Here is a 1,892-nt window from a genome sequence, read left to right as displayed (position 1 = left end):
CGGATGTGTATAATCTACACCTGTATCCAGATTGGCAACCACGATTCCGGTTCCGTCAATTCCCTTTTCCCACACTTGTGGTGCGTTAATGTGGGATATGTTCCATTCCACCGTAGATGGGTCTACATCGTTCTTACCTGCATTGCCAGGCTTAGCCGATGTTTTGCCATCGTCCTTCTCCAGCTCTACAGCTTTCTCTACCGTTGCAGACTTCGCCGTTGCTGCTGTCGCTGTTTCAGCTGTTTTGGCATTTGCTCCCTCTGCTTGCTTGTCAACCGTCACCTTTTGCAGATAACGCGTTTCATTCGGCAAGACTTTATCGACCTCAGGCAGCTGCGAAATATGATCCAGCACCTCCTTGGTGCTTGTTACAGCCAATGCATTGACAATAAAAAAGCTTTTATATTCCTTCACTCCGCCGCTCTCTGATTGCTTATCCAAATAATTTTCAAGCCCATATTGGGTTCTTGAAGCCGTTTCACGCAGAGAACTGATCACATGGCTGCGTGCAGCCATTTTGGCAGCGGAAGGTGTTATTTTCTCAAGTGAGGCCTTTTGAAGAGCATTTTTGGAAACCTTGTTGGTGTCTACCTGTTCTTTTAATTTGACCAGATAGGTAACATAGTTATTCTCCTCAAACTGTTTGGTCAGTTTTGGGGACACCTTCGCGGTCGTGACCTTGTGCGAGGCAGATTTCAGCTCCAGCTTGGAGCCATCCGGTGTGTTATTCGCCAAAGCAGGTTGAACAAAGGAAAAGGCCATTAGTAAAGATAGTCCGATAGATAGCGGTTTCTTGAATCGTTTAGGTTTAATCAATTACTTCTCCACTCCTTTTACTAGGTTTAATGTTTCTGGAATAACCTGTACAGAGTAAGACCTCATGCCTAGCACATCAAACACACGGGTTGCGCAATACGATGTGGTTGGCGACCACCTCCTTCATAGAATATAGAGGCACAAAAATATTTGGCTGTTCATAGGTGGCAGTACTTCATAGGTGAGTTTGCAATCCCAATAGAAAAGCGATGAATTCAGTAGAAACCAAGGAGAAAAAGCAGGAGAAATTCGAAGAAAAACATGTTATATCATTACATTTTATATTAAAAATTGATATATAATCATATATTATGGAATAGTATAAAGTTATCAAAACAGATATACAAGTCATTTTTTTGCATTTTTCCTGAAATTCTATGACTTTTATATTCTTTTATGTACGAAAACCCCTTTTTTGCGGCTACGTAATAGTGCATTACACGGTTAACAGGTGTATGCAATCTCTGTACGAGCCGCTCAAAGGGATTTTCCGGGGTCTTTCTTAATCCTGTCTTTCGCTCTATATCTTGTTCATTGGAAGTCGCTTATGGGATTTTTGCAAAATCCTCAGTTAAGTACTGAATTGACTGCAGCAAGCGCGTCGATCAGACCATATCCGTAACCATTGTTCGGTGAAGTCCGATACTGGCTGTCTGTCAGCGGAGTCGCTGTTTTTGAAATAACATCCTCCAGTTGATCCACAGTCAAAGATGGTTTGGCCTGAAGCAGTAATGCTGCTAATCCAGCAGTATGCGGGCCTGCCATAGAAGTACCGTTCCATCCCCCCTCATACACTCCGCCCGGTACAGAAGAACGGATGTTCACACCAGGAGCCGAAATTTCAGGCTTCACTTCGCCATAAGGAGAAGGACCGCGCAGCGAGAAGCTGGCCAGCTTGTTGTTAACGTCCGTGGCTCCTGTCGCATAAGCTTCCGGTAGATTCGCCGGATTGGCTACAGACCCAGGTCCGCCCGGATTGGACAGTGTTGTGTTGCCTGCGGAGAACTCAGGGAAAATCTGAGCCGCTCTCCACGCCTTGGTGACTGGACGATACCATTCATCCAGGATAATCTCCT

General features: G+C 44.9%; 2 protein-coding genes. Both read right to left on the bottom strand.

What is annotated here, in order from left to right; genetic code table 11:
* Positions 1–816: protease inhibitor I9 family protein (locus GRP75_RS25810; protein WP_202404319.1), on the bottom strand; the 816-nt coding region annotated here is incomplete at its 3' end.
* Positions 817–1,383: 567 nt separating this feature from the next.
* The coding region (locus tag GRP75_RS25805) for a S8 family serine peptidase (protein ID WP_160790752.1) at positions 1,384–1,892 on the bottom strand (509 nt) is incomplete at its 5' end.

Origin of the sequence: Paenibacillus sp. OT2-17 (assembly GCF_009827695.1) — a bacterium.
In the GTDB taxonomy this organism is placed as follows: domain Bacteria; phylum Bacillota; class Bacilli; order Paenibacillales; family Paenibacillaceae; genus Paenibacillus; species Paenibacillus polymyxa_B.
The sequence above is the reverse complement of the archived record's forward strand: the minus strand, read 5'-3'. Positions and strand labels throughout refer to the sequence as shown.